Raw genomic sequence first — 24,907 nt, forward strand, 5'->3', positions numbered from 1 at the left:
GCAAATGCGAAACTTCGAACTCGACCTGCGTCGGCCGGGGCAGGTGCTGCTGCTCGAGCGTGGTGCGGCGCAGGCGTTGATCGAGCGCGTGATGGATGGTCGGCCGGCGCCACATTCGGGTGGCGGCCTGCTGTCGCGTGCGCTCAGCATGGTCGGGCTGAAGCCGCGGGCCATGGAGGACGATGATGGCAACGAGCCGCGCATCGATACCTCGCGGCTGGCGCTGCCCCAGATCGACTGGGCCGGCACAGTGGAGTGGGGCGAAGGCTATGCCATCGTCGAGGGCATCGCGATCATCGACATTCAGGGAGTGCTCACTCCCGATGGCTACATCGACTGGTGGAGCTGGTGCTGGGTCGGCGGCTATTCGCAGATCCGCGGCGCCGTCCGTGCCGCGCGCGCCGACGATCGCGTGCAGGCGATCCTGCTGCGGATCGACTCTCCCGGCGGTTACGTCGATGGCTGCTTCGACCTCGCCGACGAGATCGCCGCTGGCAATGCCAAGGCGGGCGGCAAGCCGGTTTGGGTCAACGCTCGCATGGCATGCTCGGCGGCCTACGCTCTGGCCGCGGCCGGCGACCACATCACCGCCCTGGCGGAGGCGGATGTGGGGTCGATCGGCGTGCTGGTGCTGCATGTCGATGTCAGCGGCTTTTACGCCGAGCACGGCATCAAGATCGAGGCGATCCAGAGCGCGCCGCGCAAGACCGACGGCGCCGAGTGGAAGCCGCTCAGCGAGGATGCGCGGGCACACCTGCAGGCTGTCGTCGACCAGATCGCGCGGCGCTTTTCGGCGACGGTGACGGCTGGGCGCGGGATTTCGGCCGACGACATCGCCGCGTTGCAGGCGCGCTGGTTCCTGGCGCGCCATGATGACCCCGAAATGTCGGGGCTGGCGCTGCACCTGGTCGACGATATCGCGACCGACGAGGCGGCATTTGCCGCGCTCAAGGCTTCCCTGGCCAATTCCAACGGCGGTGCGCCGAGCGGGTCGGGGTCTGAGGCGGCATCCGATGCCGGGCGCACCAACTCAACCACGGAGAGTGACATGGGACTGAAAGAGCAGATCGCGGCCCTGCGCGACAAGGCTGCCAAGGGCGACAAGGCGGCAATGGCGGAGCTCGCCGAAATGGGCGTTTCGATCAAGGCCGCGTCGGAGGACGACGAGGAGAAGAAGGACGAAGAAGCGGCTGAGGACGACAAGCCGGCTGACGACGATGCCGACAAGCCGGCCGACGACGAGGGCGATGACGAGACCAAGGACAAGGAGCCGAGCGCCAAGGCGACCGGCACCAAGGCCGGCTTCGCGTTGCTTCGCCACAAGGAAGCAAAGGGCAGGGCGGCCCTCGCCAATCGGCTGGCGGAGCAGGTGGTGAGCGGCAAGATGAGCTACGGCGAGGCCGTCGACATGCTCGCCGATGCGCCGAAGGCCCGGCCGCTGAGCGATGCGATGCAAGGGCGCGACCGCAACCCCGGCAACGATGCCGGTGGCGGTGCCGCCAAGGCCGATGCCGAGCTCGGCTCGGCCGTCGATCGCATGCTTTCGCGGCAGGGCAAGAAGGCTGTCGGCTAGCTGGCAGCGCGACTGAACGCGATTTGAGGGCGGCGCTTCGCAAGAGGTTGCCGCCCTTGTTTGTATACGGCCCGGCGGCTGCCCGCCGTTCTTTTCCCGAACCCAAACCTGGAGAGTGCCGCGATGCACGCCTTTTCCGTGGCAGCGCCCAAGCTGCTGACTGCCCTGCTGGCCTATGAGGTCAGCCAGAACTATTGCCGAGAAATGGCGACGCTGCTCGCCGGAGACGGCGCCGATGTGACGTATGAGCTGGGCACTCTGCTCGGCTTCAGCACTGACACCGCGGTTGCGGCTGCGGCCGACGCCGGCAATGTCGGCAATGGCGTTCTGACCCTCGCCAATCCGGCGGTTGCCGCCGGCGTGGTGCCGGGCGCCTATCGCGTGATCATGCTGGAGGCTGTCGCTGATGGTGGCCGCTTCGAAGTGTTCGGCCCGGACGGTGTGGCCATCGGCCACGGTGCCGTCGGCGTGGCGTTTGACGGCGTCGTGAAGTTCACGATCGCCGACGGAGCCACCGACTTCAAGGCCAACGATGGCTGGACGATCACCGTCGCAACGGGCACCAAGCTCGTCGACTGGGACCCTGCGGCCGTCGACGGCAGCGCCGTCGTCGACAGCGTGTTGCTGGCGCGCACGACCGCTCCGGACGGCGAGGATGCGCCCGCACTGGTGCTGCGGCGGGGCCCGGCCATCATCAAGGCCGATGGCATCGTGTGGCCCGCCGGGGTGACCGACGATCAGAAGGCTGCGGCGATCGCAGCGCTGAAGCTCAAAGGCATCCTCGTGCAGTAACGCGCCCCTTCACCGCGTGACGAATACGGGCGGCGACCAGGGCATGGTCGCCGCCCAATTCATGTAAGGACCCGCGGCGGGCACCCGCCGATCTTCTCCACCCGAAACATCTTGAACCAGGAGCGGCGGCATGGACCCCGATTTCAACTTTCCCTACAGCGCGACCGATCTCACCGAGCAGATCAATCGCATCCCCAACTCCTATGGCCTGTTGCGCGTCATGGGCCTGTTCTCCGAAGAGGGCGTGATCTCGACCACGGTCGAAATCCGCATGGAGGACGGTCTCCTGGTCGTGCTTCCGGCGACCGAGCGCGGCGCGCCGGGCACCCTGGCCGGTCGCGAGACCGGAAAAACGCTGTTCTTCAAGGTGCCGCACTTCCCGCACCGCGACCTGATCAAGCCGGCCGATATCCAGAACATGCTGGTGATGCAGGGTCGCATGAAGCGGCCCGCGACCGTGGCCGACGAGGTGGCCAAGCGCCTCAACAATCTGCGCAACAACCACGCGATCACCCTCGAATACGTGCGCATGGGCGCCCTGAAAGGGACGATCAAGGACGGCAACGGCGCGGTGATCTACGACCTCTACGACGAGTTCAACATCGTGCAGCACGATGTCGACTTCGTGCTGGGCACTGCCGGAACCGACGTGATTGCCAAGGCTGAGGAGGTGACCGACTACATCATCACCAACCTCAAGGGCGAAGTCGCGAGCGGTATCGAAGTCCAGGTGGATGGCGGCTTCTTCAACAAGCTGATCCAGCATCCGAAGGTCGAAAAGTACTGGCTGCAGACCAACTCGGCCGGCGTGCTCGCCAACATGGAGCGGAACCGGCTGGGCGGCAATTGGGGCCGCGTGTTCGAGTTCGCCAACATCATGTGGCGCGAGAACAAGACCACCTTCCCGGTTCGCGTCAACGGTGCGCTGACCGGCGAAGCGGCGATCGAGGCGAACGCCGGCTACGCCTACCCGACCGGCACGCTCGACACCTTCAAGACCTGGTTCGCCCCCGCCGACACCATGTCGACGCTCAACGCGCCGGGCGACCAGATCTTCGTGTCGTCGGAGGTGCTCGACCACCAGAAGGGTATCGATTTGTGGTCGGAGTCGAACCCCCTGGCTCTGGTCAAGCGCCCCGAGTTGGTGGTGCGCGCCCACAGCTCGAACTGAAGATCGTGCCGCGCTCCGCAATTTTGCGGAGCGCGGCAGCTGTTTGGCGGAGGTCAACATGCGTCGCGACCTGGTGCAGGACGTGCTCGATGCGGCCGCCGAAGAATTGTTCGAGGACGTTCTCTACACCCATGCGCCCGCGGGACCGGTGACGGTTTCGCAGGCGATCTTCGGTGTTGAGATCGTGGCCGAGCGGGAAGAGTGGTCGGGGCAGGCGGTGCGCGGCACCACCCACACGACGCGGGCGCTCAAGGCCAAGTTCCCGAACCTCACGCGCGGCGACCTGATCGACGATGGCGTGGCGGTCTATCGCGTGCTCGATTTCGAGCCGGTCGGCGACGGGCGGTTCGAGGTGCTGATCAGCCTCGTGGTCGCTGGCTGATGAGCGACTTCCGGCTGCAGCTCGGTGCGGCGCTGACCGGCGACCTCGCCAAGATGATGGAAGAGGAAATCGACCGCGGTTCCACAGCCGTGAGAGCTGCGACCTCGCAGACGCTCGACTGGCTGAAGACCGCCCTGCGGCAGCAGGTGCTGGACGCCTTCGGATCGCAGCGCCTGGCCAACACCTGGCGCGGCAAGTTTTACCCCAACAAGGGGCTCGATGCCGCCGGCGTGGTGTATTCGAATGCGCCCCACATTATCGAAGCCTTCAGCGAGGCGACGGTGATCACCGCGCATGACGGGTTCTGGCTGGCCATCCCGTCGCCCGATTGTCCGCGCGGGCCGCGTGGCGCCCGGCTGACGCCCTCGACCTTCCCCGAAGACCGGTTCGGGCCGCTGCATTTTGTCTATCGGCCGGGCAAGGCCTCGCTCTTGGTGGTGGACAAGCTGCGGCGGCACACCGGCAAGCGCAAGGGCTACAGCAAGGCCTCGGCCAAGGCGATCCGCGAGGGGCGGGCCGAGACGGTGGTGATGTTCTTCCTGGTGCCGCGGGTGCAGCTCAGCAAGCGCGTCGACCCGCAGGGCGCCTACGGCGAGGCCGTCGACCGGCTCGTCGACAATGTCATTCGGGAGTGGAACGCCGATGGCCGCGCGCAAGGGTGAGCAAATCCTCGTGGCGCTCGAGGCGGTGCTGCAGGCGGCGGTGCCCGCACTGGGGCGCAATACGCCCCTGCCGGAGGCAATCGACCAGGTGCTGCGGCTGCTCGACGGTCCGCCGGCGCAGCAGACAGAGGCGTATCTCAATCCGCCGATGTACGAATTCACCATGCGGCCGTTCGTGCAGATCATCGTCGTCAACAGCGACGACGCGGCCCGCGACGCGGCCGTGGACACTCTCTACCAGGCGCTTGCCGCCGCCATTGCCGGCATCACGGATCTCGGCGGATTGATTACCGACATCCGGCCGCAGCCGCCGAGCGCGGCGCCGCGCGAGCTGTTCGGCATGCCCGGCATGTCGGGCGCCGAGTTCGATATCGAGATCGACTACTGGTCGGAAACGACCGCGGGGTGAACGCCCCACCACTCATCCCACCATCACCAGGAGACTGTCATGGCCAAGCCCCGCGCGGTTGGTTCGGATATTGTCACGCTCATCAGCGACGAGGCGGTGTACGGCACGGCGCGCGATGGTGCCGGCGGCGGCGTCTATACGCGGCCCTACCTCAAGTCGATCGGCCTGGGCGGCTCGCAGCCGCTCGAGGCCGACCAGCTGATCAACACCGGCAACCCCGACGACACCGACCCGTCGCTGGGTGCGTTCGATGTGAGCGGCCCGATCGCGGCGCCGCTCGACGCACGCGGGGCAGGGTTCTGGCTGACCATGGCGCTCGGCGCCGAGGCCGCGCCCACCGACCACGAGGATGGCACCTACACTCATACCTGGGCGTCGGGGAAAGACCTCAAGTCCTACACGGTGCAGACCGGGCATCCGAAGCTGACAACGCCGAAATGGCGGACCGCTCTGGGCGCCAAGGCCAACGGCTTTTCGCTGCCGCTGCAGCGCAACGGCCGGGCGGTGATGACCTTGCCGATGATCGCGCAATCGGAAGTCAAGGACGTGGCGGGGGCCCGCGACGCGGCGCCGCTCGCCTTCGATTTCCGGCCGTTCGACAATGCCACCGGCGGCGTCAAGATCGGGGGCAATGCGCTCGCCAATGTGCTGGGCGGGACCTTCGATTTCTCCAACGGGCTCGACGCTGCTGCGACCATCCGCTCGGACATGTTCATCGACGGCGTCGACGAGACGCAGCGCGTGCTGACCGGATCGCTCAACCTGCGCCTCGGCACCGACCACACGATCGACGACCTGATCGACACGACCACGCCCGCCGCGATCGAATATTCGCTGGCGCTGCGGTCGGCGGCGACGTGGAAACTGACGTTCTCGATGCCGCGGGTGTTTTTCGAACTGGCCAAGAAGCCGGTCGAAGGCCCTGGCGGCATCCAGGCGACGGTGAATTTCCGCGCTGCCTACGATGCCGAGACGCCGGCGCCGATGCTGTCGGTGACGCTGTTCAACGACGTGGCCGCCTATTGATGCTGCGGCTCGTCTACAGCCGCGAGCCGCGGTGGATCGAGATCGGCGGCGGCGCCGAGCTCTGCATCGAACCGGCGACGATCTACCAGGTCTATGCCGCGCAGGCTCGCGCCGCGGCGCTGCTCAGCGATCTCAAGGATGCTGGCGCGGCCGTGTCTATGGTCGGCGGGCAGGTGGTCAATGTGCCCGACCTGAGCGAGCCGGAGCGCGAGCAATCGACCCTCGAGGCGTTGTTCGTGATTTCGCTGGGCGAGCTCTTGATCAGCGACTGGCGCAACGTGCGTTCGGCCGATGGGACCGATCTCGATTTCGATCCTGCGCTGATCGTCGTGCTGTTCGAGGACGAGACGATCGCCGCGCGCTTCCTGAGGGAGGCGCGAGGGCCGCTGCACGAAGTGGACCTCGAGGGAAACGGATTTCCCGCCTCGCCGAGTGGCATTTCGGAGAGGGGCGGGGACGAAGCTACTGCGATGCCTGCCGCGACGAAGGCACCGCCTGCGCCACGACGCGCACGCATGAGTGCCCGTATCATCAGTTCGCTCCGCGCTCTCTTGAAGGGCGCGTGGTTTGGGAAGCGTTCCGGGCCAACGCCTGGCGCATGAGGCGCGGCGGCGGATTTTCCGGCGCGGCGTGGATCGACACCGAGGGGCTGCGGCGGCAGATCGATGCCGCCGGCGTCGAGGCCTCGATCGGCGAGCAGCTGCTCGGGGCGTGCGAGCTGGGCGCGATGATGGCCATCAACGACAGGGGCGACACCGATGGCGAAGGAACGTGAGGTTGGCGTCCGGCTGTCCGTCAAAGATGCCGATCTCGCCAAGCGCGCGCTCGCCACGTTCGGCGCCGAGGGGCAGGCCGCGATCAAGCGGATCGAGGCGGCGAGCGTGCCGGCCAGTGCCGGCCTTCTGCGGCTCAGCAATGCCATCCAGTGGGGCAAGGAGTACAGCCGCGAGTTCGCCGTCGAAGCGACGCGCAGTTTCCTAGGGCCGCTCGCGGCTATTGGGAGTGCCGCCGGCGCCATGGAGTTGCTCCGCGACGCCATCGAGCGGGTGAAGCAGGTCGCCGAACTCGGCGACATCGCGGACCGGATCGGGCTCGATGTCGGCAAGCTGCAGGGGCTGCAGGATACGTTCAAAGAGGCGGGGAACGACGTTGCCGATCTCAACAACGGCCTGCAGACGTTCGCGGCGAACCTCAGCAAGGCGGCGGTGCAGGGTGGGCCGCTCAAGGACATTTTCGACGCCAACCGCCTGAAGATCAGCGGCGACACCCTGACCGATCTCAAGGCCTTTGCCGACCTGGTGAAGAACGCGCGCACCGAGCAGGACAAGCTCTACCTGACCACGGTGGCATTCGGACGCGGCAGCAAGGAAATGGCCGATCTCCTGTCGGAGGGCAGCGTCGGGATCGGCCGTGCGGCCGACGAGGCCGAGCGGCTCGGCGCGGCGCTCGATGCGGCGGATGTCGAAAAGGCGCGGGCGATGACGGCGCAGCTCGCCGAGCTCAACATCAAGCTCGACGCCGCCAAGGATCGGTTCGCGCTGCTTCTGGGCCCGGCGGAAGTGGAGGCGATGAGCGCCTTTGCGGACGGGCTCGAGCGCGTGCGCGATGCGCTGGCCGGCATTGCCAGCGGCGATCCGCTCAAGGCCATTGGCCTGCTGGCGACCTTGGCGCGGTCGCTGACCGCGCCGGGCGCCAATATCGACTACAACGGGCTCATCGATCAGCTGGAGGGTCGACCCCCGGTCTCCATCACCGTGCATGGCGGCAGCCATGAGGACAAGCCGGCGACCACTTCCGGAAGCACCGCCCCGACCGTTCTGCCTGCGCCCCGCAATTCCGCGGCAGATGCCGCCGCGAAGCGGATCAAGGATGTGACGGACGCACTGCGCCAGCAGCTTGCCGTGCTCGGGCTGACCGACCGCGAGGCGGAAATCTCGAACAATCTGTCGCGGGCCAAGGTGGATGCCGCGAGCAAGGAAGGAAAGACAATCGCCGACCTGACCGGGCGGCTCTACGACCAGCAGCGGGCGCTGAAGGCGACCAACGACGCGACCATGTTCCTGGCGCAGACCGGCGAGCAGGTCTTCGAAAAGCTGATCGATGGTACCGAGTCATGGCAGGACGCGCTCGGCGACCTCGTCAGCACTATGGAAAAGGCGGTGCTGCAGGCGGCGCTGCTGGGCGACGGACCGCTGGCCGGCATCCTCGGCACGCAGAGCGCAACGAGCGGCCAGCCCGGCGGTGTGTTCGGCAGCCTGCTGGCGGGGTTGTTCGGCGGCGCCAAATCCGGCGGCGGTTATGTTCCCGGCCTCACCGGCCCGAAGCTGTTTGCCCGCGGCGGTGTCAGCGACCGACCGGCGTTGTTCGGCGATGCCGGCCCTGAGGCGGCGGTGCCGCTGCCGGATGGCCGCACCATCCCGGTGACGCTGAAGGGCGGCAGTAGCGGGCTCGCCCTCAATGTGCAGATCGTGCACATGCCCGGATCCGGAACCGACAGCGTCACGGCGACGCGCGACGGCGAGGCGGCACAGCTCAAAGCCCTGGTCTACAGCGTAGCTGCCGAAGGCGTGAGCTCACCCGGCAATCCGATCCACCGGGCCCTGCGGCGGACGTTTGCTCTCACTCCCGACCTCACGAGGCGATAGATGCCCGCAACCTGGCCGGAGACGCTGCCGCAGCGATTCCTCATCGCCGGCAACCAGCATCAGCTCGCCGACCCCCGGTTGATGAGCGCGACCGACACCGGTCCGGGCAAGTCGCGGCCGCGCTCCAGCGCGGTGCCGGACAGCTTCACCGGCTCGATGCGGATGAGCGGGGCACAGTGGGCGATCCTGACGGCGTTCGGGCGCGATGACCTGGCGCGCTGGTCGCTGCCCTTCACGATCCCGGCGCCCGACGGCGGTGACGACTGGCTGGTGATGCTGCGGCAGAACGCACTGCCGTCGCGTGTCAACATCGGCGGCGATCGCTGGACGGTGACGATGTCGTTGCTGGTGTTGCCGTGAGTGCTCTGTCCGATCGGCCGCAAGGGCGCCCGCTCGGCCAACCGCCGAAGGTGTTGCCGTGAGCGCGCTCTCGCTGACGTTTCGCACCGCGGCCCATGCCGAACGGACCGGCGAGGTGCTGGTGCTGCTGGCGACGGTGACACACGAAAGCCTCGAGACGCCGATCCGGGTGTCGAGCGATCCGACGACCCGGCTCGGCACCGACCCGTTGCGCTATGGCACCGTCAGCCGGGGCGACACCTACGAGTTCTACCCGATGTCGCTGGTGCTGCCCGAGGACAGCGAGGACACGGTGCCGGCCATGCAGTGGGTGCTCGACAACATTTCCCGGCAGCTCGTGCCGCTGCTGCGGTCGGTACAGACGCCGGCGAAGGTCACGATCGAGCTGGTGCTGGCCTCGGCGCCGGACACGGTCGAGGCGAGCTGGCCGGAGTTCGACCTGGTGGCGGCGCAGCCCAATGCCCTGACCGTCGAGCTGACGCTGAGCACCGAGTCCGACGCGGCCGAGCCGTATCCCTCCGGCCTGTTCACCCCGGCCGGGTTCGGCGGGCTGTTCTGATAGAGAGATATTCCGGATGGACTGGTCGGCATTTGTCGGGCTGCCGTGGCGCGATCGTGGACGCACGGCCGATGGCTATGATTGCTGGGGGTTGTTTCGCGCGGCGTTTACCGCCGGCACCGGCATCGAGCTGCCCAGCCATGACGAGGGCTATTCGTCGGCGGCGGATCGCGATGCCACGGCCGCCATCGTCTCCGGCGGCCGGGGCGACTGGATCGAGGTGGAGCGGGAGCAGCCGTTCGATGGCGCGGTGATGCTGATCGGCCGGCGCTACCACATCGGGCTCGTGGTGCGGCGCGGGCTGCTGCTGCATATGCCATTCCATGGCCTCAGCGTGATCGAGCCGGCAAGCCGCCTGCCGCGCGCCACCTATTGCAGGCATCGCCGCCTGCTGACCTCCGGCTGACGAGGGCTGATGTGATGCAGGTTCTGGCGCCGGCACGGGGGAAGCCCGCGCCGGACTACATCCTGCCCGGCGAGGGCCTGACGCTGATCGTCGTGCCGCACCCGCTATTGCAGCAGCGGCGCAGCATCGACGTGGTGCCGCTCGGCCGTTCGCTCGCCGAACTGGTGCGCCGCGCCCGCAATATTGCGGACCTGCCCGGCCGCGTCGAGGTGACGCTGGGCGACGGCGGGGTGGTCCCGGAAGCGCTGTGGACGCGGGTGCGGCCGAAGGCCGGCGCCATCGTCGTCGTGCGCAGCGTCGCCGAGTTCGGCGGCGACAACACGCTGGTGCGCACCGTGCTCGGCGCCGCCGTGACGGTCGCAGGGCTGTTTGCCACGGCGGTCAACCCGCTGCTCGGGGCGGCGGTGACCATCGGCGGGCAACTGGCGATCAATGCGCTGTTTCCGGTGGCGCCGCCGGTGCTCGCCAAGCAGCAGAGCGTGGGCTCCAGCAGCTCGCCGACCTATTCGATCTCCGGCGGGCAGAACGTTGCCGACCCCTATGGCGTGGTGCCCGAGATCGAGGGCCGGCACCGGGTTTATCCCAAGCTCGGGGCGCAGTGGTACACCGAGTTCGTCGGCGCCGACCAATACCTGATCGGCCTCGTGGTCTGGGGCTACGGCCCCAAAGAGGTCAGCGGCATCAAGATCGGCGAGACGCCGATCGAGAACTTCGACGACCTGCAGATCGAGACGCGGCTCGGCTATCCCGACGACGCGCCGGTGACGCTCTATCCGAGCGAGGTGGTGCAGGAGGATTTGAGCGTCGAGATCACCGCGACGGGCGGCGCCGAGGTGCGGACGACCGCGGCCGACATCGACGTGATATCGGTCGATGTGGTGGCGCCCTCGGGCATGCTGCGCGTCGATGGCAACGGCGTGGCGCAGACCTATACCGTGCAGCTGCGCGTCGACACGCGCGCGGCCGGCAGCGCCGACCCCTGGGTGCCGCTCGGCACGCTGACATTTACCGGCCGTTCGGGCGACCCGATCCGGCAATGCCTGCGGGTCGCGGTGGCGGCCGGGCAGTACGACGTGCAGGTCAGCAAGACCAGCACCGACTATGCCGGCACCGACCAGGTGAGCGAGCAGGTGGTGTGGACGGCGCTGCGGGGCTTTCGCAGCAGCCAGCCGATCAGCTTCGACAAGCCGCTGGCGCACTCGGCGATCCGCATCCGGGCGAGCTCGCAGCTCACCGGACAGATCGACAGCCTCAACGGCATGGTGGCCACCCGCTGCAAGGCGTTCAACGGTGCGGCATGGGCCGACGACACGGTCAGCAACTGGCCACCCGACCTGTTCCGCCATGTGCTGCAGGGGCCGGCCAATGCGCGCCCGAAGCCCGACAGCCGGATCAACATCGCCAACCTCGAGCGGTGGTGGGCCTACTGCGTGGCCAAGGGGTTCCGCTGCAACATCGTCTTCGACAGTCCCGGATCCGTGCTCGACCGGTTGAAGGCGATCGCGGCCTGCGGCCGCGCCGCGGTGACGCGCACGGACGGCATGTACGACGTGATCTGGGATGAGCCGGACGCGCCGATCGTGCAGCATTTCACGCCGCGCAATTCGCGCGACTTTTCGAGCCAGCGCGCCTATCTCAATCCGCCGCATGCCTTCCGCATCCGCTTCGTCAACGAGACGGCCGGATATGTGCAGGACGAGCGGATCGTCTATGACGACGGCTACAATGCCGACGGCAGCGGCGGGCTGACGGCGGCGACGCTGTTCGAGAGCGGCATCGAGTTTCCCGGTGTCACCGATCCTGCCCTGATCTGGCGGCATGGCCGTTTCCACATCGCGCAGGCGCGGCTGCGGCCGGAGACTTATCAGCTCACCACCGATTTCGAATGGCTGGTGGCGCGGCGCGGTGATCGCGTGCGGGCCTCGCACGACGTGGTGCTGTGGGGATTGGGCGCCGGGCGCGTGAAATCCGTCACGGCAGGCGACAACGACCAGGTGACGCTCGACGAGCCGGTGACCATGGTCGCCGACAAGACGTATTCGATCCGCTTCCGCGCTGCGGACGGCACCTCGATCCTGCGCACGGTCATCACCGATGCCGGCGATCGGACGACCCTCACGCTGGACGGCCATCACGACCTGCCGGCGGCGGCGGGCGATCTGTTCATGTTCGGCGAGACCGGCAGCGAGACGGTGGTGCTGCGGGTGCTGTCGATCCGCCCGGGCCCAGACTTTTCCGCCGTGCTGACGCTGGTCGACGATGCGCCGGAAATCTCGCTGGCCGACCAGGGCGCCATTCCGGCCTTCGACAGCCAGATCACCATCCCGAGCGATCCGTTCACCGCCGCTCCGGTCGGCCTTGCGGTGACCGAGGCCTATGAGGGTGTGGACGGAGCGACCGCCACCGGGGCGCTGCTCACGTGGGAGACGGTGGCGGGCGAGCGGCCGGTGTCGTTCGAGGTCGAGTATCGCGACGACGACGGCGACAAGGTCTGGCGGTTGGCGGCGAGCAGCCCGGTGGTGGCGCCCCTGAAGGCGACGTTCCTGCCTGGCCTGCTGCAGGGCACGTGGAGCTTCCGGGTGCGCTGCATCTTCGCCGACGGCTCGGCGTCGAAATGGGCCGAGCTGGCGCGCGTGGCCATCACGTCGGGCGCCGGGCTGCAACTGCCCAACGTGATGAATGTGGTGACCAGTTACGATGATGCCACGGCGACGATCAGTTGGGACCCGGTCAAGTTTTCCAAGCTCGACGTGTTCTACGAGGTGCGCAAGGGCGAGAGCTGGGAGACCGGCCTGCTCTACGGGCCCAATCTGGCGCAGCCGCGGTTCAAGATCGCCGGCAACGGCACCTACTGGATCGCCGCCAAGGCGCAGCCGCTGCCCGGCATCACCATCTATTCGGCGGTGCCGTCGTCGATCGCGATCGCCGGCGCCATCCTGGTGCGCAATGTGGTGGCGACGCTGCATGAGCATGCCGACGGCTGGGACGGGGTGCTGACCGACTGCACGATCGACGGCGAGGTGCTCAAGACCGATGCCGCCAACACGATCGCCTATTACGAGCTGGCGGCCGGCAAGATCTTCGACATCAACTTCCTGCGGCGGATGCGCATCGACGCCGCGGTGAAGGCGGTCGGCGTGCCGGTGACCCAGAACGTTCTCGACGATCCGGATTTCCTCAACAACCCCGACGTGCTGAGCGCCGGCAGCTCGGCCTTCGTAGAGGCCTGGGTGGAAATCTCGGTCGCGGGCGACGTGGACAACGACGTGTTCGCCGCCGGCGACGTGTTCGTCGCGCCCGACGTGTTTGCCGGCGGCGCGGTGTTCGGGCCGTACCAGAAGTTTGCGCCGGGCGAGTTCGAGGGGCGCTTCTTCAAGCTCCGTGCCGCGTTCCGGTCCCTGTCGGATGCGGTCTATGCGGCGCTGACAGAATTCGACATCACCGGCGATGTTCCCGACCGGATCGACCACTATTCAGGGCTGGCGATCGCCGCGGCGGGCACGAGCATCACCTTCAAGCCCAACGGCTCGGCAACCGCCAAGGAATTCAAGGCCGGGCCGGGGACCGACGCACTGCCGCACTACCAGGTGACGTGGAACAACACGGCCGGGGATGAGCTGGTGGTGTCGGACCTCAGCACCGCTGGAATGACGATCCAAATCCTCAACGGCGGCGCTCCGCAGGACCGCGTCGCCAACATCGAAGTGCAAGGCTGGTAATCATGATCAAGAAGCTCCTGGCGGCCGCGCTTGTCGCGCTGGTGTCGCTCACTCCGGCCATTGGCGCCCAGGCGACCTATTCGACCCCGACCACCGGGCCGATGAGCTTCGGCACGTTCGTGTCGAGCTATCTCAACCCGGCGCTGACGGCGATCCTGACCAACAATTCGGGCACCACGGCGCCGGCGGTGACGGGCCAGCCGGGAACGTACCAATGGTGGGTCGATACCTCGAGCTCGCCGCGGCTGCTGAAGATCTATGACGGCAGCCAGTGGCTGACCCTCGCCTCGATCGACGCCACGGGGCACGTGCTGACCGTCAACTCGTCGGCGCTCAGCGGCCTGGGCAGCAATGTCCTCAGCTGGTTGCAGACGCCATCCTCCGCAAATTTGCGGAGTGCGCTGACCGACGAGACGGGCAGCGGCGCTGCCGTGTTCGCCACCTCGCCGACGCTGACCACGCCCGACCTCGGCACACCCTCGGCGGCGACGCTGACCAATGCCACCGGCCTGCCGATCGCGAGCGGCATCAGCGGGCTCGGCACCGGCGTTGCGACGGCGCTGGCGACACCGTCGAGCGCCAATGTCGCCGCTGCCGTTACCGACGAGACGGGCACGGGCGCGCTGGTGTTCGGCACGGCGCCGACCATCACGCTGGGCAATGCCACAGGCCTGCCGATCAGCACCGGCGTGAGCGGGCTCGGCAGCGGCGTTGCGACCTGGCTCGCAACGCCCAATTCCGCAAATTTGCGGAGTGCGCTGACCGACGAGACGGGCAGCGGGGCGGCGGTATTCGCCACCTCGCCGAGCCTCACCACGCCCAACCTCGGCACGCCCTCGGCGGCGACGCTGACCAATGCGACGGGACTGCCGGTTGCGACCGGCATCAGCGGGCTCGGCACCGGCGTGGCCACCGCGCTGGCGACGCCGTCGAGCGCCAATGTCGCCGCGGCCGTTACCGACGAGACCGGCACGGGCGCGCTGGTGTTCGGCACCTCGCCGGCGCTCACGACGCCGAACCTCGGCACGCCATCGGCGGCGACGCTGACCAATGCCACCGGACTGCCGCTGGGCAGTGGCGTCACCGGCACCCTGCCGCTCGCCAATGGCGGCACGGGGCAGGCCTCGGCGGCGGCAGCGCGCGGCGCGTCCGGCCTCAACATCGACCAGGCGACGACGCACGGCGACAGCGACTACACGATCGCCGCCACCGACCGGTCGGTCATCACCTCGGCCAGCCTGACGGCGGCGCGGACCTGGACGCTGCCGGCCGCGAATTCGGTCAATGCCGGCCAGCACCTGGTGGTCGCCGACATGGCCGGCGGCATCAACGGCAGCAACACCCTGACGCTGCAGCGCGCCGGATCGGACACCATCAACGGCAGCGCCAGTGCCGTGCTCGGCAGCCAGTACGCCTATGCCGACCTGATCTCGGACGGGGTCAGCAAGTGGACCTATCCGCTCGCCGGCGGCGGCGGAGGCGGCAGCGGCACGGTGACCAGCGTCACCTGCGGCACGGGCCTCACCGGCGGCACGATCACCACCTCGGGCACCTGCAATGTCGACCTCGGCAGCACGGTGCAGGCCTACAATGCCACGTTGGCCAACATCGCCGCCGATCCCTCGATCCTCGCGGCGCAGCAGATCGCCCGCAATGGATCGTTCGCCATCGCGCAGCGCTCGCTGCCGGTCACCACGGACAACGCTTATTCGCTGGATGGCTGGCGGCTCGAGGAGGAGAACGCCAACGGCGCGTCGGTATCGCAGGACACCGCGGACGTGCCGGTCGGGGCGGGGTACGCGGCCAAAATCACGGTCGGGTCGGGCAACAACGGCAAGTTCGGCTTGTTCTCGCCGATCGAGAACAAGGACATGCTCAAGCTGAGGGGCGGCAAGGCCAGCCTGCTGATGCCGCTCAAGGCGACCTCGGGCCTGCTCGACAGCGGCAGCCACATCTGCATCGCCCTCCTGCAATGGACGGGGACCGCGGACAGCGTCGCGGCGGACCCGATCTCGAGCTGGGGTGCCGCCGGCACCAACCCGACGCTGATCACCAACTGGAGTTACGCCGGCTACAGCTGCAACCTCGGCACCACGTCGTGGGCCGACTACAAGCTCGAAAACGTCTCGATCTCTTCCTCGGCCACCAACATTGGAGTCATGGCCTGGAGCGACGACCGGAGCACAACCGCGAGCACGGACATCCTCAGAATTGGGGGATATGTGACTCTCACCCAAGGCGTCGCGGCAGCACCCGCAATAGTACTGCCGATTGAAGCAGAGCGCGTTCGCTGCCTTTGGTACTACCAGACCTACAATGATGGGTTCATATTCTCGGGCAACGTCACGAGCGGCACGTATCAATACTCGCTAGCGTGGTTGTTTCCGCTCCGCACGAGCCCGTCGGTTACGTTAAGCGACCTTGCCAACAATGGTTTTCCGGCATCGGCGCCGACCATCAATGCGGCCACGCCCACGCAACTCCGGGTGCAGAAAGTCTCAAGCGGCACCACGACTGGTGCGATCTTCTTCTTCGGCATCCCCGCCGTCGACGCCGATCTGTAGCTCGCACCCAAGGCGCGAGCGTCCCTCCGGGCATCATTCTCCCCGTCAGCGAGGAATGGGAGCGTTGCAACCGGCTATATAGAACAGGCTCCAAGCTTGTCGCGCCAGTGACGGCTACCAGCGATGGCGGCGGAAACTTCCGGTCGTATGCCCTGGCTACGTTCCCTCCGATGCGCACCACTCCGTCTGTGTCCATCAGATCGAGCGTTGCCGGAACGGCCGGCAAGGTCACGGTGAATGCCAAAGCATCTGTTTATGGCGGCACTCCTGCCGACAGCTCGGGAGGAAGCGTGGCCGATGATGTGACGATTTCCAGTTTTACCATCATCGGCGTGCACAGCTCGAACACCCAATACACGAGCGCCGACTATGCAGCGGACTCGGACCTGTAGGCTCTCACCCAAGGTGCGAACGGCGCGCAGGGGATAGTCCTCGCTGTTGAGCAGGAACTACGTCGAGCGCAGCGCTACTACGAACGCACCGGCGCCTATCGGAATACCTTTAACGTGGTCAACACCGGCAACGGGTATCCGGCCAATTTCAGCATCCCCTTCATGGTGGCGAAGCGCACCATTCCCACGATGAGCTCCAGCGGCGCAAGTTCAGCTTTTAGCCCGGTCGGCTTTGACGTGACGACAGTTTTCGGCACCCTCTACGGTGCCGCACAGAACGCCTCCGGAAGTAGCTCCACATCGTACATCTACCTGGACAGTGCGATTGCGGACGCAGACTTGTAGCTCGCACCCAAGGCGTAGCCGCGGAGACGGCGGTCGTTCTGCCCTACGCCGAGGAGCTGGGTCGAGCGCTTCGCTATCTCTACGTCTCAGGGGCGGGGACCGCCTTCTTCGGCCAGGTTTACACCACGACGCTCGCCGACGTTGCGGTTCCCATGCCGGTGCCGATGCGCACCGTGCCGGCCTTTTCCGCGCTTGGACTGGGCCAGATCGAAAATGGCGGCGGGTCGGGCGTCAACGTGACTTCGTGGACCGGCAGCATCATGACGGCAACACAGTCGTCGGTGCGCGCTACCGTGGCGAGCGGCATCGTCAGCGGCGACGCTACGAACACCTACGGAGCCGGCCCTGCCTTCAAATTCGACGCCGATCTCTAGGCGTCACTGACCACCAAGAGGACACCATATGATCAGACGCATCCTGGCGAGCGCGCTGCTGCTGCTCGCGCTTATCTGGCCCGCCTTCGCCGACCAGGTGATCGTCCACGGCTACACCGAGAATGGGGCGATCGACGCCACCATCGACGGGCAGCGGATGACGGTCCCCGACGACATGGCCAACCGGCACCGGCAGATGATCGCGGCCTGGGAGGCGGACGGCAACACAATCCTGCCTTACGTTCCGCCGGCGCCGTCGACCGATCCGAAGGACTATCCGCTCACCCGCGTCCAGTTCATGGCGATGCTCGACATCGCCGGTCTGCTGACCACGGCGGAGACGCAGATCGATGCCATCAGCGACCCCGTGCAGCGGGCCATCGCGCGGTCGCGGTTCGAGAACGTGCAGACGTTCAATCGCGACGATCCGCTGCTGGTGCAGCTGGCCGCGAGCGCCGGGCTCACGAGCGAGCAGGTCGATCAATACTGGATGCAGGCCAAGGACTTACCGGCCAACTGATGCGCCCGGTGGTGGGAGAGTCTTTGGGTGCGAGCTACAAGTCGGCATCGATGGCGATCTTGCCAGTCTCCCACGTGTAGGCGGAGCCCTGAACGATCCCGCTGGTGGTAAACAGCAACGCCCCATCGTTAAGCGTGCTCTGACGCTTGGAGATTGTCCCGGCGCTGACTGAACTGTTTTGGCCGAGAAGTATCCCCGTCACCAGCGTGATGAGAGACCAGGCTGCCAAGCGCTTCGGGGCGACCGAAATAGCTCCGGTTGCAAGGGTGGTCGAGAACCCCGACACAGTGGCATTCTCGAATGTCTCGTAGAACCAAAGGGCACGCCGACGCTCATCGGACGCAGGCAGCATCAGCGGCGCAGCGATTGAGGCGCCTTGGGTGCGAGCTAGAGGTCGGCGTCCAACACCACAAGATCGTCCGCCGTATTTGCGTAGAATGTGCATGCGGCAGTCGCCGAAGGCAGTGCGCGGAGCGTCACCCCAGCGATAGATGTGGACCACACTGAAGGTTGGCCGATGTTTGTGACGCCCCAGGTTCCGGCGACTGACGCACTGGGCGGTATCCGCATCGTGGAAAAAATCCAGGTTGTATCGACCGCCGACCCGGCGCCCCCGTAGCCACTCCACAAGAGGTTGCTCAGCACGCGATAGTAGCGCTGCGCCTGAGAAAGCTCAGCGACGACCGGAAAGACAATAGCACTCGGCGCCACCGCGCCTTGGGTGCGAGCTAGAGGTCGCTGTCGGCCCCGAGACTGGTCAGCGCGACAAATTGCGTCGTTCCCCCGGCCGCAGCATAGATTGCGGTGGCAGCGGTATTGGCCGCCTCGACGACGACGGCGCCCGATCCGCCTCCCTCAATCCCGTATGAGCCGGTCACTGACGGGGTCGCTCGCATCGGCACGGGCCAGGGCAAGATCAGGAAGCGCGATGTGTCCGCCGCGCTGCGCGGAAACATGCGCAGGTTGCCGCTCGGCAGCAGGTAGTAATAGCGCAGCGCAGCCATCCGCTCCGCTGCCGAGGATAGAATGATGCCCGCGGCGGCACTTGCGCCTTGGGTGCGAGCTAATTTGCCACCGAGAAAGCTCCGCTGTAAGCATTCGACGAAATGGAATTTTTTGCCGAATTGCTCAAGACGATGCTCACTGCCTTTTTCGGCGTGTTGAACCTGCCCACGTTGGCGGCCCTCTGGGCGGTGTCCATCCCGGTCAGCCTGCTGTGCCTGCACTGGCACGCGGTTGACGTGGGCCGGATCGCGCGGTCGGCGCCGCCGAGGTTTCGCGATTTGCCTGGCGCGCTGGTGATCGTGTTCCTGACCGGGCCACTTCTTGCGACCGTCCTGCTGCTCAGCATCGTCTGGCGTGGGCCCGATGCGTACTGAGCGCGATACCGCCCTCGATGGCCTACGGGGCTGGGCGGCGATCGCGGTCTGCCTCTACCACTTCATATGGGAGCTGTTCGGAGCCCGGTTCCCAGAATTCCGCAACCTTGGGACAGCCATCTTCTGCAACGGCCGCCTCGCGGTCTCGATCTTCTTCGTACTCACCGGCTACGTCCTGACCATCGGCTCCTGGGGCGCCGACAAGGCGGGCGTGCGGCGCCAGCTCGTGAAGCGGTACTTCCGGCTGACCATCCCCATTGTGTTCGCCGTCGGAGTGACGATGATCGCGGTCGAGCTCGGGCTCAACGATCAGATGCTCGCGGCCGGCGCCGCGATCAATCGACCCGACTGGCTTGGTAACTTCCTGCATTTTGAGCCTACTTGGGCCGGCGCATCGGAATTCGCGGTGGCCTTGGCCTATTGGCCAGTGCCGGTGGAGCTCAGCTACAACGCGTTCCTGTGGACCATGCCGTACGAGCTTCTCGGGTCATACCTGGTCCTGTTCGTGTGCCTCGCCGAACGCGTGGTGCGCGCGCCCCTGGCGCTCCTGGGCATCATGTCCGGCGCCATGCTGGCGGGTGGCGATTTCTGGGCGCTGGGAGCACCATTTGCGCTGGGAGGCTGCCTCGCAATCATGCGGCAGCAGGGGTTGCTGGCGCCGTCACACGGGTGGCTGCCCGTGGCTTTCTCCGCCATAGCGATCCTCGCCGGCGCCGCCGTTCAATGGTTGGCGCTGCCGGTATGGATGATGGTTCTGCCGGCGACGGCTGTCGTCGCGGGCGTGATATCGAGTGAGCGGATTAGCGCATGGCTGTCGACGCCCGCATCCCGGTCGGTGGGGCGTTTGTCCTATCCGATCTACCTGATGCAGTTCCCGGTGCTCATCACCCTCAGCTCGACGCTCATCGTCGGGGCGGAAAGTGGAGGGTTCCTCAACCAGATTACCGCGGTGGCGATCTCGATTGCCTCCGTGGCTGCGGTGGTGGTGCTGGCCTTGCCGTTCGTCTGGGTCGAGCGCCTGACCGCTGTTGTCGGAAAGGGACTGGACCGGGCAATGTCGCCCCGGGTCGCCTAGAGATCAGCGTCGTACGCATTGATGCGACTGACGATGAAGGCTGCCCCGGCGGCGGCGCTCCTGATCTGGAAGTATCCGCCGGTCGAATTTGCGGCAGCTTCATTCGTGGCCGAGGCGTTCGCCGATATTCCTGCGGCGACGGTGCTGCTAGCGGGGGTCGTCCGCATCGGCGTCGGGAAGTTGAACATCGCCGAAAAGTCTTGCGTTGCTGCGGTCGCCACCGCCTGAACAGCGAGAACGATTGACTGGTAGTACCGTCTCGCCCTCTCGCCCTCCGCCGCAATCGGCAAAATGATAGCGGAGGGGCTCGCTGCGCCTTGGGTGCGAGCCTCGCGGTGTCGCTTCCGCCCTTATCCGCAACACGCGTGTGCTCCAGTGAGGTGCTCCATGCCGGCAGCAAGCTATGGCCCATCGGTTCCGGTACTCAGCGCCGATGGGCAGTGCACCGGGTTTCCCGATAGCCTCGGACCGTGGGACTGGCACCAATGCTGCGTGCAGCATGATGCCGGCGGAACGGACGGGCAGCTGCTCGACTGCGTAGCGTCGAGCGTGCCCGGGTGGGCCGAGGTGATCGTCGTCCTCTGCATCGCGCTGATGGTGCTGCTGCGGCCGATCTACACCTGGCTGCAGCAGCACCACATCGTGAAATAACGTTCCACGTCATCATTGGAGACTGGCCATGAAACGCCTCTTGTCTGGAGCGGCGCTCTTGCTCGCCCTGCTGCTGCCGACCGCGCCCGCGGTCGCGGACCAATCCTCGCTGTGCCTGCCGACCAGCGGCGTGGTGTCAGGCCTCACCATTGTCACGGGCGCGAATGCGGCGCTCAAGGCCTTGGCCACCTCGTCGGCCGGCTCGTCGGCGCCGGGGAACGACTGCACCGGGGCGCCGGTGCTGGGCCAGCCCTGGCTCGACACCAGCGGCAGCAATGCCGTGGCGAAGATCTTCGACGGCACGCAGTTCGAGGTGCAGGGCACGCTCGACGATGGCACCGGGACCTGGCTGCCGCCGATCGGTGGCGGCGCCGGAACGCTGGCGAGCGCGGCAACCACGGATCTGTGGTCGATCCCGCAGAGCTATGTGGTGATTACGGGTACCACGGCGATCACCAAGCTGGCGGGCGCGGGCGCCGTCACCGGCACGCTCAAGACGATCAGCTTCGCGGGGGCGACGACGCTGACCTATGATGCCACCCAGCTCATCCTGCCGGGCGGGCGCAGCATCCAGACCGCGGTGGGCGACAAGGCTCTGGTGGTCGCCCTGGGCGGCGGGAACGCCGTGGTGGTCAGCTACACGCCGGCCGCGGGTGACGTGCCGACGGGGCATGTGGACCAGTATCTGCTGGCGAGCTGCCCTGCCAATTCAATCGAGCCGAATGGCGGCACCATCGGCGACGCGAGCTCGGGGGCGTCGATCCGCGCCAATGCCGACACGGCACCGCTCTACGCCGCCATGTGGGCGCTCGACGCATCGGTGGCGCCGATCCTCACCTCGAGCGGGGGCGCGAGCACACGCGGGGCATCTGCTGCGGCCGATTTCGCGGCGCACAAGCGCCTCACCGTCCCGGACGCGCGCGGCTACTTCCTGCGCTCGCTGGACGACGGCCGCGGCGTCGATGCCAGCCGGCTGCTCGGCTCAAGCCAGGCGTTTGCGACCAGCACCAGCGGTGTGACGGCAAGCGCCTCGTCCTCGGCCTCGGCGACGTCGACCTTCACCGGCAACGCCCTGCCTCCGCACAGCCACAGCTACACCTTCACCGACGACGTGAATGGCGCGGCCGGCAACAATCCGAACTCGTCGGAAGCGACCGGTTCAGCGCGGACCTTGTTCTCGAGCGGCGTGAGCGCCGGCACGCCAACCGGTTCGGTCAGCACCTCGGTGACGGTCACCACTTCGGTGGGCCTCAGCGGCGCGGCCGAGACGCGGCCGCGCAACCTGGCGGTGCTCACCTGCGTGCATCTGTGATCCGGCGCCGGTAGAGCTCGGCCGAGATCGCCTCGATGAGGGGTTGAAGATTGGGCGGCCCGCCGGACTGCCCAATGTGCCGCCGAAGATGCCACATGATTGTCCGTAGGCGATCGCTGGACGAGGTTTCGATCTGGAAGGCCTCGATCGACACCGGATGGTCGAGCCCGGCCTCGATCATCACCACGATGGCCTTCTCGTCCTCCTGTGCGGCGAGGGCCTCAGCGGCGCGGGCGGCTACGGCCGGCCACGCCCGGTTCACCTCGTCGGCGCAGGCCTGAACGTCCGGAGGGGAGCCGTAGGACGTCTCGCATAGGCCCGATATGTCGATCCGCCAGCGCCATTCCGGCGTGACCTGGTCGGCGCCGAAACCACGATAGATCAGCGCCGTCCCGCCGCCTGGCAGGTCCGCTGCAAAGCTATGGGGCTGCTCACCCCGCCGCCACGTCAGCCGATCCATGGCGGACGCTTAATCCCAACATCGGAGATTTTCCATGACCACCACGCTGGACATTCAGCGGCGCCTGGCCGCGCTCGGCTACGATCCGGGCCCGGCCGACGGCATCTACGGGCGCCGCACCATCGCGGCCGTGCGGCAGTTTCAGAGCAAGCACGACCTGATTGCGGACGGCATCGTCGGGCCGCTGACGCTGGCGGCGCTCAACGCGATCGTCATCAAGTCACCGGCGTTTCCGCCGCTCAGCGCCGACATCACGCCGCCGTGGATCGAAAACCTGCGGCCCTATCTCGGCCTCCAGGAGCGGCGCGACGGCCGGAAGCTGCGCGACTATCTCGACAGCGACGGCTCGACGGTCGGCGATCCGGCGATGGTGCCATGGTGCGGGGACGCGGTGCAGACGCCGCTGGCACTGACGCTGCCCGACGAGCCGCTGCCGGCCAACCCGTTCTATGCGCTCAACTGGTCGGGCTGGGGCGTGCCGGCACCGGCAGGCATGGTGCCGCTGGGCGCCGTCGGCACCAAGAAACGGCTCGACAGCAAGGGCAGGGTGGTCGGCGGCCATGTGTACTTCGTCGTCGGCCACGACAAGACGCACTTCCACGCGTTGGCCGGCAATCAGAACAATTCGATCTGCATCGCGCTGATCGCCAAGTCGACGCTGGTCGGCACGCTGCGCTGGCCGCTGACCTACCCGCGGCCGACGCGCAGCCTGCCCGAAACCACCATCAGCGCCACGATCGACGCGACCGAGGCCTGACAAATCCCGCGCCCGGCGGCACCGGGCAAAACCTCAACATCATCGGAGACTTCAATGCGTACTTTTCTCAGGGTGGCGGCGCTTGCCGCTGCCATGTCCGTCGCGGCTTTCGCCGTGCTGTCGCCGCTCGCGGCCATCGCACAGGAAACGGCGACGACTGTGGCCGGCACGCCGGCCGGCGACACCATTGTCACGGTCCCTCTCGGCAACTGGACGACCAATGTCCTCGATATTGCCGGCGCCATTCTGATGGCAGCGGTCGCCAGCCTCGTCGCCATTGCCGCGCGGATGCTCCCCGACTGGCTGCGGCCCCTGGTGACCACCGCGGTGCAGGCGGCGATCGCCAATTTTGTCCGGCAGGGCATCGCGTACGCCATCCAGGCGATCGAAGGGTTCGACAAGAACAAGACGATCGACCTGAATGTCGGATCGGCCGCGGTCGCCGTGGCGTTGCGCTACGTGATCGAGCATGCGCCTGGCTTCCTTGTCGGGCTCGCCGGCGGGGAAGAGGCGATCAAGGACAAGATTATCGCCCTCCTCGGCGAGGTTGGCATCACCCTCGACGCCAGCACCATGCCGGCCGCCGTCAAGGCGCAGGCCGCCGTGATGCCGGACAAGGTCTAGGCCGATGTCGTTTCGCATCATCAGCCTGCCGGGCTGGCTCGTGAACCTGATCCTCGCGGCCGCGGCATATCTGCGCGGCCGCGAGGATGAAGTGCAGCGTCAACACAAGAACACCGATGCGCTCGAGGAGCACTATGACGAGATCGCTAATAGCAATCTTAGCGTTGACGACGCCTTTGACCGGCTGCAGCGGCGAGCTGAAGCCGCTGCTCGACTGGACGACGGTGCGGCCGGCGAAAGTGGTGGGCGTTTGCCCAAAGCTTGAGGCGCCGCCGCCATCGGTAGTGGCCGCGCTGCGCGCCGACGCCAGGGTACATCCCGAAACCGGCACCTGGTCGGTCAGGCTCGAAAAGCACTACGAGCAGCTCGATGCATGCGAGGGCGCGAAATGACCGGCACCGTCAGCTGGGAAACGCTGCTGTGGGTGATCGGCAGCAATGGGGTGGTGTTGGTGGTCGCGTGGCGGATCCTCGACTGGATCGGCAAGCAGCTCTCCGACCGCGACCTCAAGATCGAAGCCGAGTCGGCGCGTGCAAAAATGATCGAGAAGGGCCTGGAGGATGCGCTCGCCGAATTCCGGACGCATGTGGCCGAGCGCTATGCCACCAAGGACGGGGTCAGCGACGGCCTCGGCCGGGTGGAGGCGAGCCTCCGTGAGCTCAAGGACCTGATAAACCAGATGCTGCTCAACCAGGCGATGCGTCCGCCTCCGTCAGACCGCCCGCCGCCGCCCCGCCGCTGAGCCTGCTT

At 67.0% G+C, this 24,907-nt stretch carries 31 protein-coding genes; 28 read left to right on the top strand and 3 right to left on the bottom strand.

The window, feature by feature from the left end; translation table 11 throughout:
* Window positions 1-4: 4 nt before the first annotated feature.
* The 19 genes from BGO82_RS07805 to BGO82_RS07895 all read left to right on the top strand — a co-directional run bounded on the left by BGO82_RS07805 (window position 5) and on the right by BGO82_RS07895 (window position 17,899).
* On the top strand, window positions 5-1,573 hold the full coding sequence (locus BGO82_RS07805; RefSeq protein WP_291304997.1) for a S49 family peptidase: 1,569 nt from the start codon (window positions 5-7) through the stop codon (window positions 1,571-1,573).
* A gap of 123 nt (window positions 1,574-1,696) precedes the next feature.
* Window positions 1,697-2,365, top strand: a complete 669-nt coding sequence (locus tag BGO82_RS07810; protein ID WP_291304998.1) for a head decoration protein — start codon at window positions 1,697-1,699, stop codon at window positions 2,363-2,365.
* 130 nt (window positions 2,366-2,495) lie between these two features.
* Window positions 2,496-3,536, top strand: a complete 1,041-nt coding sequence (locus BGO82_RS07815) for a major capsid protein (protein WP_291304999.1) — start codon at window positions 2,496-2,498, stop codon at window positions 3,534-3,536.
* Window positions 3,537-3,594: 58 nt separating this feature from the next.
* Window positions 3,595-3,918, top strand: a complete 324-nt coding sequence (locus tag BGO82_RS07820; protein ID WP_291305000.1) for a hypothetical protein — start codon at window positions 3,595-3,597, stop codon at window positions 3,916-3,918.
* Complete coding sequence (locus BGO82_RS07825) at window positions 3,918-4,580, top strand: DUF6441 family protein (protein WP_291305001.1); 663 nt, start codon at window positions 3,918-3,920, stop codon at window positions 4,578-4,580. Before BGO82_RS07820 ends, BGO82_RS07825 begins: the two co-directional genes overlap by 1 nt.
* Window positions 4,561-4,989, top strand: coding sequence for a hypothetical protein (locus BGO82_RS07830; protein WP_291305002.1), 429 nt, complete (start codon window positions 4,561-4,563; stop codon window positions 4,987-4,989). Before BGO82_RS07825 ends, BGO82_RS07830 begins: the two co-directional genes overlap by 20 nt.
* Before the next feature lie 39 nt (window positions 4,990-5,028).
* Window positions 5,029-6,015, top strand: coding sequence for a phage tail tube protein (locus tag BGO82_RS07835; RefSeq protein ID WP_291305003.1), 987 nt, complete (start codon window positions 5,029-5,031; stop codon window positions 6,013-6,015).
* Window positions 6,015-6,617 (top strand): hypothetical protein, encoded by a 603-nt coding sequence (locus BGO82_RS07840; RefSeq protein ID WP_291305004.1) that lies wholly within the window; start codon window positions 6,015-6,017, stop codon window positions 6,615-6,617. The genes BGO82_RS07835 and BGO82_RS07840 overlap by 1 nt, the downstream gene beginning before the upstream one ends.
* Window positions 6,614-6,790 carry a hypothetical protein gene (locus BGO82_RS07845; RefSeq protein ID WP_291305005.1) on the top strand — a complete coding sequence of 59 codons (177 nt, stop codon included), beginning with the start codon at window positions 6,614-6,616 and terminating at the stop codon, window positions 6,788-6,790. Before BGO82_RS07840 ends, BGO82_RS07845 begins: the two co-directional genes overlap by 4 nt.
* Complete coding sequence (locus BGO82_RS07850; protein WP_291305006.1) at window positions 6,774-8,660, top strand: hypothetical protein; 1,887 nt, start codon at window positions 6,774-6,776, stop codon at window positions 8,658-8,660. Before BGO82_RS07845 ends, BGO82_RS07850 begins: the two co-directional genes overlap by 17 nt.
* Entirely contained in the window at window positions 8,661-9,020 is a 360-nt protein-coding gene (locus tag BGO82_RS07855) for a hypothetical protein (protein WP_291305007.1), read from the top strand.
* Window positions 9,021-9,078: 58 nt separating this feature from the next.
* On the top strand, window positions 9,079-9,579 hold the full coding sequence (locus BGO82_RS07860) for a DUF1833 family protein (protein ID WP_291305008.1): 501 nt from the start codon (window positions 9,079-9,081) through the stop codon (window positions 9,577-9,579).
* A 16-nt stretch (window positions 9,580-9,595) separates the two neighbouring features.
* Complete coding sequence (locus BGO82_RS07865) at window positions 9,596-9,985, top strand: NlpC/P60 family protein (protein WP_291305009.1); 390 nt, start codon at window positions 9,596-9,598, stop codon at window positions 9,983-9,985.
* Window positions 9,986-9,999: 14 nt separating this feature from the next.
* Entirely contained in the window at window positions 10,000-13,704 is a 3,705-nt protein-coding gene (locus tag BGO82_RS07870; protein WP_291305692.1) for a host specificity factor TipJ family phage tail protein, read from the top strand.
* Between the two features lie 2 nt (window positions 13,705-13,706).
* Window positions 13,707-16,268 carry a hypothetical protein gene (locus tag BGO82_RS07875; protein WP_291305010.1) on the top strand — a complete coding sequence of 854 codons (2,562 nt, stop codon included), beginning with the start codon at window positions 13,707-13,709 and terminating at the stop codon, window positions 16,266-16,268.
* 170 nt (window positions 16,269-16,438) lie between these two features.
* Window positions 16,439-16,660 carry a hypothetical protein gene (locus tag BGO82_RS07880; protein WP_291305011.1) on the top strand — a complete coding sequence of 74 codons (222 nt, stop codon included), beginning with the start codon at window positions 16,439-16,441 and terminating at the stop codon, window positions 16,658-16,660.
* 114 nt (window positions 16,661-16,774) lie between these two features.
* The gene (locus BGO82_RS07885) at window positions 16,775-17,005 is read left to right on the top strand and encodes a hypothetical protein (RefSeq protein WP_291305012.1); all 231 of its coding nucleotides are present in this window, start codon (window positions 16,775-16,777) and stop codon (window positions 17,003-17,005) included.
* Between the two features lie 173 nt (window positions 17,006-17,178).
* Window positions 17,179-17,379 carry a hypothetical protein gene (locus BGO82_RS07890; protein ID WP_291305013.1) on the top strand — a complete coding sequence of 67 codons (201 nt, stop codon included), beginning with the start codon at window positions 17,179-17,181 and terminating at the stop codon, window positions 17,377-17,379.
* Window positions 17,380-17,407: 28 nt separating this feature from the next.
* Window positions 17,408-17,899, top strand: a complete 492-nt coding sequence (locus tag BGO82_RS07895) for a hypothetical protein (protein WP_291305014.1) — start codon at window positions 17,408-17,410, stop codon at window positions 17,897-17,899.
* A gap of 34 nt (window positions 17,900-17,933) precedes the next feature.
* Here BGO82_RS07895 and BGO82_RS07900 read toward each other — a convergent pair whose 3' ends face one another.
* Both BGO82_RS07900 and BGO82_RS07905 read right to left on the bottom strand, forming a co-directional pair.
* Window positions 17,934-18,344, bottom strand: coding sequence for a hypothetical protein (locus BGO82_RS07900; RefSeq protein ID WP_291305015.1), 411 nt, complete (start codon window positions 18,342-18,344; stop codon window positions 17,934-17,936).
* Window positions 18,345-18,627: 283 nt separating this feature from the next.
* Window positions 18,628-18,903: a hypothetical protein gene (locus tag BGO82_RS07905; RefSeq protein ID WP_291305016.1), complete on the bottom strand. Its 276-nt coding sequence runs from the start codon at window positions 18,901-18,903 to the stop codon at window positions 18,628-18,630.
* A gap of 102 nt (window positions 18,904-19,005) precedes the next feature.
* Between BGO82_RS07905 and BGO82_RS07910 the strand changes: the two genes are divergently transcribed.
* The 5 genes from BGO82_RS07910 (at window position 19,006) to BGO82_RS07930 (ending at window position 22,316) form a co-directional block, all read left to right on the top strand.
* On the top strand, window positions 19,006-19,278 hold the full coding sequence (locus tag BGO82_RS07910; protein WP_291305017.1) for a hypothetical protein: 273 nt from the start codon (window positions 19,006-19,008) through the stop codon (window positions 19,276-19,278).
* A complete protein-coding gene (locus BGO82_RS07915) occupies window positions 19,268-20,353 on the top strand; it encodes an acyltransferase (RefSeq protein ID WP_291305018.1) in 1,086 nt (361 codons plus the stop codon). Before BGO82_RS07910 ends, BGO82_RS07915 begins: the two co-directional genes overlap by 11 nt.
* A 21-nt stretch (window positions 20,354-20,374) precedes the next feature.
* Complete coding sequence (locus BGO82_RS07920) at window positions 20,375-20,581, top strand: hypothetical protein (protein ID WP_291305019.1); 207 nt, start codon at window positions 20,375-20,377, stop codon at window positions 20,579-20,581.
* Between the two features lie 159 nt (window positions 20,582-20,740).
* Entirely contained in the window at window positions 20,741-21,004 is a 264-nt protein-coding gene (locus tag BGO82_RS07925; RefSeq protein WP_291305020.1) for a hypothetical protein, read from the top strand.
* Window positions 21,005-21,032: 28 nt separating this feature from the next.
* Window positions 21,033-22,316 (top strand): hypothetical protein, encoded by a 1,284-nt coding sequence (locus tag BGO82_RS07930; RefSeq protein ID WP_291305021.1) that lies wholly within the window; start codon window positions 21,033-21,035, stop codon window positions 22,314-22,316.
* Here the strand turns inward: BGO82_RS07930 and BGO82_RS07935 are convergent.
* On the bottom strand, window positions 22,297-22,776 hold the full coding sequence (locus BGO82_RS07935) for a hypothetical protein (RefSeq protein ID WP_291305022.1): 480 nt from the start codon (window positions 22,774-22,776) through the stop codon (window positions 22,297-22,299). The genes BGO82_RS07930 and BGO82_RS07935 overlap by 20 nt on opposite strands.
* Before the next feature lie 34 nt (window positions 22,777-22,810).
* Between BGO82_RS07935 and BGO82_RS07940 the strand changes: the two genes are divergently transcribed.
* The 4 genes from BGO82_RS07940 to BGO82_RS07955 all read left to right on the top strand — a co-directional run bounded on the left by BGO82_RS07940 (window position 22,811) and on the right by BGO82_RS07955 (window position 24,899).
* Entirely contained in the window at window positions 22,811-23,533 is a 723-nt protein-coding gene (locus tag BGO82_RS07940) for a peptidoglycan-binding protein (RefSeq protein ID WP_291305023.1), read from the top strand.
* A 54-nt stretch (window positions 23,534-23,587) separates the two neighbouring features.
* The gene (locus tag BGO82_RS07945; protein ID WP_291305024.1) at window positions 23,588-24,157 is read left to right on the top strand and encodes a hypothetical protein; all 570 of its coding nucleotides are present in this window, start codon (window positions 23,588-23,590) and stop codon (window positions 24,155-24,157) included.
* Window positions 24,158-24,161: 4 nt separating this feature from the next.
* Window positions 24,162-24,422 (top strand): hypothetical protein, encoded by a 261-nt coding sequence (locus BGO82_RS07950; protein ID WP_291305025.1) that lies wholly within the window; start codon window positions 24,162-24,164, stop codon window positions 24,420-24,422.
* A 123-nt stretch (window positions 24,423-24,545) separates the two neighbouring features.
* On the top strand, window positions 24,546-24,899 hold the full coding sequence (locus BGO82_RS07955; RefSeq protein WP_291305026.1) for a hypothetical protein: 354 nt from the start codon (window positions 24,546-24,548) through the stop codon (window positions 24,897-24,899).
* Window positions 24,900-24,907: the final 8 nt, after the last annotated feature.

Origin of the sequence: Devosia sp. 67-54 (assembly GCF_001899075.1) — a bacterium.
In the GTDB taxonomy this organism is placed as follows: domain Bacteria; phylum Pseudomonadota; class Alphaproteobacteria; order Rhizobiales; family Devosiaceae; genus Devosia_A.